The sequence below is a fragment of the Finegoldia sp. BIOML-A2 genome (genome assembly GCF_009678315.1).
GTDB classification, from domain to species: Bacteria; Bacillota; Clostridia; order Tissierellales; family Peptoniphilaceae; genus Finegoldia; species Finegoldia magna.
In genome coordinates, this window is the sequence record NZ_WKZE01000003.1 from 145,198 (window position 1) to 155,008 (window position 9,811).

At 34.6% G+C, this 9,811-nt stretch carries 10 protein-coding genes; 8 read left to right on the plus strand and 2 right to left on the minus strand.

What is annotated here, in order from left to right:
* Positions 1-14 precede the first annotated feature (14 nt).
* Genes GKF99_RS04820 through GKF99_RS04835 form a run of 4 tightly spaced genes read left to right on the plus strand, consistent with a single transcriptional unit; the run spans position 15 to position 2,747 of the window.
* Complete coding sequence (locus tag GKF99_RS04820; protein ID WP_154255018.1) at positions 15-1,535, plus strand: YifB family Mg chelatase-like AAA ATPase; 1,521 nt, start codon at positions 15-17, stop codon at positions 1,533-1,535.
* Positions 1,536-1,539: 4 nt separating this feature from the next.
* Positions 1,540-1,701 (plus strand): hypothetical protein, encoded by a 162-nt coding sequence (locus tag GKF99_RS04825; protein ID WP_154272766.1) that lies wholly within the window; start codon positions 1,540-1,542, stop codon positions 1,699-1,701.
* A 32-nt stretch (positions 1,702-1,733) separates the two neighbouring features.
* On the plus strand, positions 1,734-2,132 hold the full coding sequence (locus tag GKF99_RS04830) for an HIRAN domain-containing protein (RefSeq protein WP_154272767.1): 399 nt from the start codon (positions 1,734-1,736) through the stop codon (positions 2,130-2,132).
* A 9-nt stretch (positions 2,133-2,141) separates the two neighbouring features.
* Complete coding sequence (locus GKF99_RS04835; protein ID WP_154272768.1) at positions 2,142-2,747, plus strand: hypothetical protein; 606 nt, start codon at positions 2,142-2,144, stop codon at positions 2,745-2,747.
* A gap of 52 nt (positions 2,748-2,799) precedes the next feature.
* On the opposite strand, the gene GKF99_RS04840 is transcribed toward GKF99_RS04835, so the two are convergent.
* Together GKF99_RS04840 and GKF99_RS08690 are read right to left on the minus strand one after the other, a co-directional pair.
* On the minus strand, positions 2,800-3,765 hold the full coding sequence (locus GKF99_RS04840; RefSeq protein ID WP_154272769.1) for a 3-hydroxyacyl-CoA dehydrogenase family protein: 966 nt from the start codon (positions 3,763-3,765) through the stop codon (positions 2,800-2,802).
* A 107-nt stretch (positions 3,766-3,872) separates the two neighbouring features.
* Positions 3,873-3,983 (minus strand): DUF2871 family protein, encoded by a 111-nt coding sequence (locus tag GKF99_RS08690; protein WP_347233079.1) that lies wholly within the window; start codon positions 3,981-3,983, stop codon positions 3,873-3,875.
* Between the two features lie 232 nt (positions 3,984-4,215).
* Between GKF99_RS08690 and GKF99_RS08695 the strand changes: the two genes are divergently transcribed.
* From GKF99_RS08695 to GKF99_RS04860, 4 genes are all read left to right on the plus strand, one after another.
* A complete protein-coding gene (locus GKF99_RS08695; RefSeq protein ID WP_241673569.1) occupies positions 4,216-5,127 on the plus strand; it encodes a restriction endonuclease subunit M in 912 nt (303 codons plus the stop codon).
* A gap of 1 nt (position 5,128) precedes the next feature.
* Entirely contained in the window at positions 5,129-6,172 is a 1,044-nt protein-coding gene (locus GKF99_RS08700; RefSeq protein WP_241673570.1) for an Eco57I restriction-modification methylase domain-containing protein, read from the plus strand.
* The gene (locus GKF99_RS04855) at positions 6,172-9,516 is read left to right on the plus strand and encodes a DEAD/DEAH box helicase family protein (RefSeq protein WP_154272770.1); all 3,345 of its coding nucleotides are present in this window, start codon (positions 6,172-6,174) and stop codon (positions 9,514-9,516) included. The genes GKF99_RS08700 and GKF99_RS04855 overlap by 1 nt, the downstream gene beginning before the upstream one ends.
* A gap of 122 nt (positions 9,517-9,638) precedes the next feature.
* Positions 9,639-9,811: GTP-binding protein (locus GKF99_RS04860; RefSeq protein WP_241673571.1), on the plus strand; the 173-nt coding region annotated here is incomplete at its 3' end.

Here is a 9,811-nt window from a genome sequence, read left to right on the forward strand (position 1 = left end):
AACAAGGAGAAATTATGTATTCGAAAGTTAACACGTGTTGTTTGGAGGGGTTGAACGGATATGTCGTGGAATGCGAGTGCGACCTTGCGAATGGTCTAAGATCGTTTAACATTGTTGGTCTTCCCGACACTTCTATAAAAGAATCCAAGGAAAGAGTGCGCTCTGCGATTGAAAACACTGGAATCAGATTTCCAGTGAAACGTATCACGATTAATTTGGCACCGGCAAATTTGAGAAAAGAAGGATCGCAATTAGACCTTGCGATTGCGATGGCGATTTTGCAATCAATGGGAGTGGTGGAAGATTTTTCAGAAAAATGGGCGTTCATAGGCGAACTATCATTGGACGGACGATTGAACCCAGTCAACGGATCGTTGTGCATGGTTTTGTCACTGAAAGATTTGGGATACGAAAGAGTTTACATACCGAAACAAAACGCACAAGAATGCAGCATGGTCAAAGGCATAGAAAAAGTTTCAGTGGAAAGCTTGGATGAAATCATCAGGATTTTGAATGGCGAACAAGAATTGAAAATCTTAGATGACATTGACATCATGCAACAAGAAATACAATACGACGTCGATTTTTCGGATATAAAAGGACAGAAATTCCTCAAAAGAGCCATGGAAATATCTGCGGCGGGATTTCACAATTTGTTGATGATTGGGCCACCAGGAAGCGGCAAAACAATGTCAGCAATGAGACTCAGCACGATTTTGCCCGACATGAGCTTCGATGAAATAATGGAAACCACGAAAATTTACTCCGTCGCAGGACTTCTTGGAGAGAAAAACATCGTAACCACAAGACCATTTCGCTCGCCTCACCACACTGCAAGCCAAGTCAGCCTAATAGGTGGAGGCAGAGTTCCAAAACCTGGGGAAATCAGCCTTGCTCACAATGGCGCATTGTTCCTTGACGAACTTCCAGAATTTTCCAAATCGACAATAGAAGTGTTGCGCCAACCACTAGAAACGAAAAACATAACCATAACAAGAGTCAACGCATCATTGTCCTATCCTGCAAATTTCCTATTTGTAGCAGGAATGAATCCATGTCCGTGTGGATACTTCGGTGATCCTAACCACGAATGCACTTGTTCACAAAATCAAATCGCAAACTATCTGAACAAAGTCAGCCGACCAATACTCGATAGAATCGACATTCATGTCGAAGTTTCGCCAGTAAAATTGGACGAACTCACAACAGATGAAAAGTGCGACACATCAGAACAAATCAAAAAACGAGTCGAAGCTGCACGAGAAATCCAAAAACAACGCTTCAAAAACGAAAAAATCACGACCAATTCACAAATGAACACCCGACAAATTAGAAAATACTGCAAATTAAACGATGAGTTAAACTCCATCATACAGTTGGCATTCGACAAATACAAATTCTCCGCCCGATCATTCGATAAAATCCTAAAAATATCACGCACAATCGCTGATTTGGATGGAAAAGAAAACATCGAAGCAAAACATTTGATGGAAGCCATTAGATATAGGACAGTGGATCAGAAATACTGGGGGTAGTGGTTTGTGTAGAAATGATACCCAAAGTGATACCCAGAAAGACAAAAATGATACCCAAAGTGATACCCAAAAGGGCAAAAATGATACCCAAAAAGACAAAAATGATGCCCAAACACGACTTATTGACAATGTATCAAAAGTATTTTGTAACATTACGACATTTTAGCAACAATTAATTTAGCATACGTGGAGAAAAACATGGCTGATTTGACAAAAAAAGATGATGAATCTCTTAAAAACATATTAATTCGAAACAACAGAATAGAAAATATCCCAAAATCTCAAGGTGATATCTACTTATGTGAATGTACTTTGGCACATACAACAAAAATAGAAAAAGTTGAGGAGGTAGAAGCTTCCTTGAAAATGGGAGACAAAATGATTTTTTATCGCGAATTGGAAGATTCATCAGACCATTTTGCGATTCGAGTCGAAACAGTTAATAAAATAAAGATTGGATATATTCCGCGACAAAACAACATTGTTATTGCGAGACTCATGGATGCGGGCAAAATGATTTATGGAGAATTATCTGCCAAAAAATTAAGGGGAAGATGGATGAGGATGAATGTTAAAATATTTCTTCACGAAATATAGGAGAACATTATGTACTACAATAATGAAATAATAGCTGAAAATATTCACGTTTTTGACAGTTATAATATGGATATTTCAGTGATAAAAGGAAACAATTGCTTTTTAATTGTCCATCATTTTACTGACAAATTAATAATAGACAAATTAGTGAAAAGTTTACTGCAAAATGGATACAAATATTTCAATATTTTTGGTGAACAGGCTCTTTTGTGGAAAAATGCTATAAACAATCTGTCTAATGATGATTCGATTAGAATTGAATCTAGCAAAGTTGCAAGAATTGAAATGGCGTATAATCTTTGTATGATGTCAAAGCTACATCCAAATCGCACCAATCTTATCATTTCGAATGACGAGTATTTTACAGAATATCTCGTAGAAGATGTGAATGATATATCAAGCGGCAACTCCCGATTTACAGTCGACGATTGGGCAAAATTCAGAGCGGGTTTTGAATTTATTTACAATGGAAAAGATGCCATCGTAAGTGTCTGTGAAGGAGTAATTCTGGGATACCTTGGAGAAGAAGTTGAATACGATACAATTATGGAAGCTTTTATGGATAAGATTTTCGATGGAAAAAGCCTCAATCAAATATATGGAAAAGAAATTTAATAACCAACCAAAAAATCTCCCGAAACATTCGGGAGATTTTCACATTATATCATTAAATTTTATAATCTTTGTGAAGTCTTAATATTTCGACAAGCATACCGTCACGATATTTTGCAAGAGTTTCATGAGTGTTGCCGATGGCCGCCGGTCTGTTTTTGATTGCTTCGTGAACTCCGTCGACTGTTTTCTTCTTGATGTCGTCTGTGAATTTCGTCCATGTAGCGGCATCTTCAAGCCAAGTTTCCATCGAAGGGCCGATATGGTCGAGTAAACCTTGAAGTCCGTGTTCACCGCCGCCTAGTTCAAATATTTGTCCAGGACCCATGATTGCCCATCTAATTGCAGGGCCAAATGTCAACGCAGTTTCGCAATCTTCCATGCTAACGACACCTTTGTCCACCAAATCCATCATCTCACGCATAACCACAGCTTGAAGCCTGTTTGCTATAAAACCTGGAACTTCATTTCTGATGATGATAGGTTTCTTGCCCAATCTAGTGAATAATTCACGAAGATCGTTCGCAGTTTCTGGGTCAGATTTTTCTCCTTGTGAAATCTCAATCAGTGGAATCAAATGAGGTGGGTTGTAAGGATGTGCTCCGAAAATTCTTTCGGGACGCTCAGCATCTTCTGCGATTTTAGTGACTAGTAGTCCCGATGTTGCTGAACACAAAACAGCGTCAGGCTTTGCGTATTTTTCAAAAACCTTCACGAATTCCTTCTTCACGTCGTAATTTTCTGGAATACATTCTTCCACAATATCTGCAAATTCAATCGCTTCTTGTTCGTTCGTAGTATAGCTAATTCTCGATAAAATCGTTTCCTTATCTTCCGTAACGACCTTCTTCTCAATCAACTCATCCACGTATTTTTCTACAATCTTCTTAGTCTTTGCTTCACTTTCCAGACTTCTGTTGTAACTTTTAACATCCATCTTGCCCATAGCAAAAAGCAAAGTAAACGATGAACCAATAACGCCACCGCCAATTACACAGGCATTTTCAAAATTCTTCGCCATAAAATCCTCCTTTTGTTATATAAGTTTCAATAGCCTTCAGTAAATATATACCCAAATGAAACAGAAAGCCCCACAAAAAGAGTAGCTCACATAAGCTACTCTTGTAATTACTCTGCTATTTTCAAATTATATAATTTCACAAACATCCACACAATTCCAACGCCGAGGACAATGTGACCGATACCAGAAGTTCCGTCGATTGCCGCACGAACAATCACGTTCGTTTCCTCGAAACCGTATAAATTAAATTTTTCTTATCTTCATTTAAATTATAAAAAGTTTGCTTCGGCATTTAATCACTCCTCAAATAAAAAGACACCTCATCACAATTAAATTACATGTGACACAGTGTCATAGGTCAAGAAAAATTGTAACCAATTATTGGAGAAAAAAATATATAATGATACAATTAATATAATAGAGAAAAAAATACAAATGGTGAGGAAAGATATGTCAGAAAAACTTATAGATTTTGATTCTTACGCAGTTAGAACAACTTTAAAAAAACTGTTACAAGACAAAACAACCAAGAAAAATATAATATGGGCAACAAATACAAGGGAATATCTGGGATCATCGTTTATACATAATAAAGAAATTGGAGAAAATATATTCACTAAGATAGGATTTGAATTAGAACCACGAACTTCTAAGGAGGAAGACACGCAGTCAGAACGAACGAAAAAACGAGCTGAAGTTTTTACACCATCGTGGATTGTTAATCAGATGAATAATAGCATCGATGAAGAATGGTTTGGAAGAAAAAATATCTTCAATGTTGAAGAAGGAATGTCGTGGAATCCTACTTCAGAAACTATAAAATTACCAGAAGGGAAAACTTGGCAAGATTACATTCAATCTGTAAGATTAGAGATTACATGTGGAGAAGCTCCGTTTTTAGTATCAAGATATGATGTATCATCAGGAGAAAGAATAGCTAAAACCATAAATAGAATAGGATTTTTAGATAGAAAATTAAGAATAGTAAATGAAAACGTCACAACGAAAAAAGATTGGATAAACTGGGCAATAAAATCCGTACAAAGCTGTTATGGATACGAATATCAGGGAGATAGCTTGTTGATTGCAAGAATAAATGTACTATTAACATTTGTAGAATATTACGAAGAAAAATGGAATGAAAAAGTTGACAACAAAACTTTACTAAAATTAGCAAACATAATAAGTTGGAATATTTGGCAAATGGATGGATTGACAGGGACAGTTCCATTTAGTGACGAGATAAAATCAAATGAGCAAGTGAGCTTGTTCGAAAAAAAAGAAAACACTGAAATAAATTGCAGAATATTCGATTGGAAAGCTAATAAATCGCAAGAATTTAATGAGTTGAGGGAGAAATAGAATGAAAAAATTTGATTTTGTAATAGGTAATCCGCCTTATCAAGAAGATAAGGAAACTAGAAATAGAAGTGATGCACTTTATGATATATTTATGGAAAAATCATACGAAATATCTGATAAAGTCATGTTAATTACATTGGCTAGATTTCTATTTAATATAGGCTCAACATCAACAAAGTGGAATAATAAAATGTTAAATGACGAGCATTTTAAAGTTATGAAATACATTCAAAAAAGTAATATGGCATTTCCTGGTACAGACATTAAAGGAGGGGTAGCCATCACATATCGTGATGCTACAAAAAATTTTGGGGAAATAGGAACGTTCACTCCTTTTGAGGAACTTAATAGTATTTTGAAAAAAGTTGTAGCAAAAGAAGGAAAAGACAATTTAGGTATTGGTCATCTAATGTACGTACAAAACAAGTTAAATCTTGATAAATTAAGAAAACATAACGAAGATTTTATAAAAAGATTGGGAAGCGGTGGAAAAGAACGAAGATTAGTTTCTTCCATTTTTGATACACTAAGCGAATTGTTTTTAGATAACATAGAAGATAGTAGTAAGAAGGATTACTATAGAATAATTGGGCGCCAGGACAATAAAAGGATTTTTAAATGGATAAAGAAGGATTTTATTGAGGACAATGGGAACCTGTATGCATACAAAGTAATAGTACCGGCAGCGAATGGCTCAGGAGCAATAGGAGAGGTTTTGAGCACACCCCTAATCGGGGAACCCCTAATCGGATATACTCAAACATTTATTAGCATAGGCTGTTTCGAAACGTATGAAGAAGCTAATAATTTGCTAAAATATATAAAATGCAAGTTTACAAGAGCAATGTTGGGAATAAAAAAAGTAACTCAGAATAATAAAACCAAAGAAACTTGGTCTAAAATCCCTATCCAAGATTTTACCGAAGATTCTGATATTGACTGGTCACAATCAATTCCAGAAATAGACCAACAGTTGTACAAAAAATATAATTTATCAAAAGACGAGATAGATTTTATCGAAGAGAAAGTTCAGGAGATGAAATAATGGAAAAAATTAATATCAACACAACAAAAGAAGTTATTCCACAATGTTATGCATACACTACTCCTGGCATTTCTTATCATGATGGTTGGACTAAGATTGGATTTACTGAGAGGGATGTATATACTAGAATCAAGGAACAAACTCATACTGCAGGAATCAAATACAAGTTGCATTGGAACAAGAACGCTGTATATGAGGGAACTAATGAGTGTTTTACTGACAAGGAGTTCCACAGTTATTTGAATAAACTTGGTATTAAAAGAGAAGATAATACGGAATGGTTTCAGATAGATCCTGATAGTGCGAAGAATGATTTTAATGAGTTTCGTGAAAACAAGGGTTTTGTTGAAGATAATAATGACCCTAGCCCGTATAATCTCAGAAATGAACAAGAAAATTGTGTAAATAAGACTATTGAATATTTTCAATCTCACGAAAATGGAGAATTTTTGTGGAATGCTAAGCCAAGATTTGGAAAAACTTTGTCGGCGTATGATTTGTGTATGAAAATGGGATTTAAAAACATTTTGATAGTAACAAATCGTCCAGCTATTGCTAATTCGTGGTATGAGGATTATGAAAAGTTTATTGGCGCGAATTCTGGATATTATTTTGTAAGTCGTGTGGATTCTTTGAAGAATAAGAAATTCGTACTCACAAGAAAAGAATATACTGATAGGTTAGGAATTGATGAAAACCTAAAAGGAAACATTGAATTTGTTAGCTTGCAAGATATAAAGGGTTCGAAATATTTTGGTGGAGATCCTACTTCGGATAAGTTAAGCGAACTTAGTAATCATATCGGAAAAGATGGAAAACAAATTGGGATTACTTGGGATATTTTAATTATCGATGAAGCGCATGAGGGTGTGGATACGTACAAGACTGATGTTGCATTTGATCATATTTCAAGAAAGAATACTCTTCATCTTTCGGGAACTCCATTTAAGGCATTAGCTAATGATAAGTTTTCAGATGATGCAATATATAACTGGACTTATGCTGATGAACAAAAGGCAAAGCATAATTGGGACAATTCTAACGAAGAAGAAAATCCTTACTCTCAACTTCCTCAGCTTAATTTGTTTACTTACAAGATGTCAGATATTGTGAGAGATAAAATAGAGGAAGGAATTGAAATCGAAGGAGATGTTAAGGAATTTGCTTTTGATTTGAATGAATTCTTCTCAACAAATGAATCGGGTAGATTTATTTATGAGTATGATGTTGATAAATTCTTGGATGCTTTGGTTACATTGGAAAAGTTTCCGTTTTCAACTGAAGATTTGAGAAATGAGATTAAGCATTCTTTTTGGATTTTAAATCGTGTTGACAGTGCGAAGGCTTTGGGCAAGAAATTACGAGAACATCCTATATTTAGAGATTATGAAATAATTATAGCAGCAGGAGATGGAAGGCTTGATGATGAAGCAGTAAATGAAAAAGCATACGACCAAGTTGTGAATGCTATCAAAAAATACGACAAGACTATTACTTTGTCTGTTGGTCAGTTGACAACAGGAATTACGATTCCTGAATGGACTGCTGTGTTGATGTTAAGTAATATGAAGAGTCCTTCGTTGTACATGCAAGCGGCTTTCAGAGCACAAAACCCTTGCTTGTTTAATGATGGCAACAAAATGTATAGGAAGAAAAATGCCTATGTATTTGATTTTGATCCAGCTAGGACTTTGACTATTTTTGAAGAATTTGCAAATGATTTATCGCAATATACTTCTGGTGGACGTGGTGATACGGAAACAAGAAAGAAACAAATCAAGGAATTGTTGAATTTCTTCCCTGTATTTGGTGAAGATCCTGATGGCTCAATGGTATTATTGGATGCTGAAAAAGTGTTGACGATTCCTCGTAAGATTCATGCGACTGAAGTAGTTAATCATGGTTTTATGTCGAACTTCTTATTCTCTAATATCGGTAATATATTTAGTGCCCCAGATGCTGTAAAGAAAATAATCGATAAGTTCGATGCTATAAAAGAAAACAAGAAATATTCTGACTTGAACAATAGCAGTGTCGAAGCATTGAACTTGGATGAGAACAATGAAGTTACAATTCCAATTGAAGATGTAGAAAAGAAAACAGAGAATATTTTCGGAGATAAGGTATACAAAATAATAGAAAACTCCATAAAAACAGATCAACCTATATACACATTTGATAGCAATGCTACCGATACAAATAATTTAAAAAGTTTAAAACAATCTTTTACCGATCCTGTGACAGAAACATTAATAGATGTTGCGAAGGAATCTTACGGTAAAGATTTGAAGAAATCTACACGAAGAGAGTTAGAAAACAAGCTTAACAAAACTACTGAGCAGATCGTTAACAAGGAGTACGGAAGCTGGAAGATTGAAACTAATTTATTAGAATCAAAAAGAAAAGAAGAGGTACAAAAGGCATCATCTAGCGAAGAGGTTACTTCAATAAATGAAAAATATAATGATGAGCTAAGCAAGAAAACAGAAGAGCTATTTACTAATATAAGAGAAAAGTTTAAACAAGATGATTTGTTAAAAAAATCTGGAGAAACAATTGTTGAAACCATTGAAAAAGAAAAGAAGAATGACGAAAAACACGAAATAGAAAATAGTGTTAGAGATCATTTGAGAGGATTTGCAAGAACTATTCCTTCTTTCTTGATGGCTTATGGCTCAGAGGATGTAACGCTTGATTCATTCGATAAGATTGTTCCAAATGATGTTTTCATAGAAGTCACAAGTATTACTTTGGATCAATTTAGATTTTTGAGAGATGGCGGAGATTATTATGATGAAGAAGCTGAAGAAACAAAACATTTTGATGGTCAGCTATTTGACGAAATAGTGTTCAATGATTCTGTTATTGAATTTTTGAATAAAAAAACTGAATTATCAAATTATTTTGACGAAAATATTAAAAAAGATATTTTCGATTATATTCCACCTCAAAAAACGAACCAAATATTTACGCCAAAGAACATTGTAAAGGAAATGGTGGATATGCTAGAAGAAGAGAATCCAGGATGTTTTGATAATCCGGACAAGACATTTATTGATTTGTATATGAAATCGGGATTGTATATAACTGAGATTGTTAAAAGACTTTACAGAAGTGAAGAAATAAAGAAAGTTTTCCCTGATGATCAGGAAAGATTAAACCATATATTTGCAAACCAAGTATTTGGACTTGCTCCAACTGAAATAATTTATAGGATATCTATGAATTATATTTTAGGATTTTCAGATAAAAAAAACATTGAAAAGCACAACCTTAGAAAATTAGACTCTCTAAAATGTATCCAAGATAGAAACTTAGAAGAAAAACTTGATGAAATATTTTAGTTTTAAACGCCTCACCGATGATTTGCCGGTGAGGTTTCATATCTACAATTTCCCCCAAAAAATGTAATTTGTTAACGTTTGTGATATAATAAAAATAACTAAAAATTTCCAGGAGGGAAGCAATGAGTAAAGCTAAATTTGAAAGAACAAAACCACATGTTAACATTGGTACAATAGGTCACGTTGACCACGGTAAAACAACATTAACTGCAGCTGTAACACTTGTATTAAACAAGAGAATGGGCTCAGGAGAATTCGTAGACTACGCTAACATCGACAAAGCACCAGAAGAAAG

Excerpts from the sequence above, each read along its gene's own strand:
- GKF99_RS04820 (WP_154255018.1), top strand. The coding sequence starts at position 15 with ATGTATTCGAAAGTTAACACGTGTTGTTTGGAGGGGTTGAACGGATAT.
- GKF99_RS04830 (WP_154272767.1), top strand. The coding sequence starts at position 1,734 with ATGGCTGATTTGACAAAAAAAGATGATGAATCTCTTAAAAACATATTA.
- GKF99_RS04835 (WP_154272768.1), top strand. The coding sequence starts at position 2,142 with ATGTACTACAATAATGAAATAATAGCTGAAAATATTCACGTTTTTGAC.
- GKF99_RS04840 (WP_154272769.1), bottom strand. The coding sequence starts at position 3,765 with ATGGCGAAGAATTTTGAAAATGCCTGTGTAATTGGCGGTGGCGTTATT.
- GKF99_RS08695 (WP_241673569.1), top strand. The coding sequence starts at position 4,216 with ATGTCAGAAAAACTTATAGATTTTGATTCTTACGCAGTTAGAACAACT.
- GKF99_RS08700 (WP_241673570.1), top strand. The coding sequence starts at position 5,129 with ATGAAAAAATTTGATTTTGTAATAGGTAATCCGCCTTATCAAGAAGAT.
- GKF99_RS04855 (WP_154272770.1), top strand. The coding sequence starts at position 6,172 with ATGGAAAAAATTAATATCAACACAACAAAAGAAGTTATTCCACAATGT.